The organism is Cellulomonas sp. GbtcB1 (assembly GCF_019091725.1).
GTDB lineage: Bacteria > Actinomycetota > Actinomycetes > Actinomycetales > Cellulomonadaceae > Cellulomonas.
Genome location: NZ_JAGXJG010000343.1, coordinates 1 through 255, shown reverse-complemented (window position 1 = coordinate 255; position 255 = coordinate 1). Strand labels below are relative to the sequence as shown.

The 255-nt window shown below is 77.6% G+C and carries 1 protein-coding gene; it reads left to right on the top strand.

What is annotated here, in order from left to right; genetic code table 11:
* The coding region (locus KVT14_RS20645; protein ID WP_217617319.1) for a PTS sugar transporter subunit IIA at window positions 1-255 on the top strand (255 nt) is incomplete at both ends.

Genomic DNA, 255 nt, shown 5'->3' with positions numbered 1-255 from the left:
CGGGTCACCGACGCCGAGGGCTTCCACGCCGACGTCCGAGCCCGCGAGGCGCAGATGGCCACCGGCATTCCCGGCGGAGTCGGCCTGCCGCACGTCCGGTCCGAGCACGTGTCCGCCCCGAGCCTCGCGGTCGGCAAGCTGCGGGAGCCCGTCGACTGGTGTGCCCCGGACGGTCCCGCGCGCCTGGTGTTCCTCATCCCCGCGCCCGCGGGCGGGGACGCCGTCCACCTGCAGCTCCTGCCCGCGCTCGCCCCC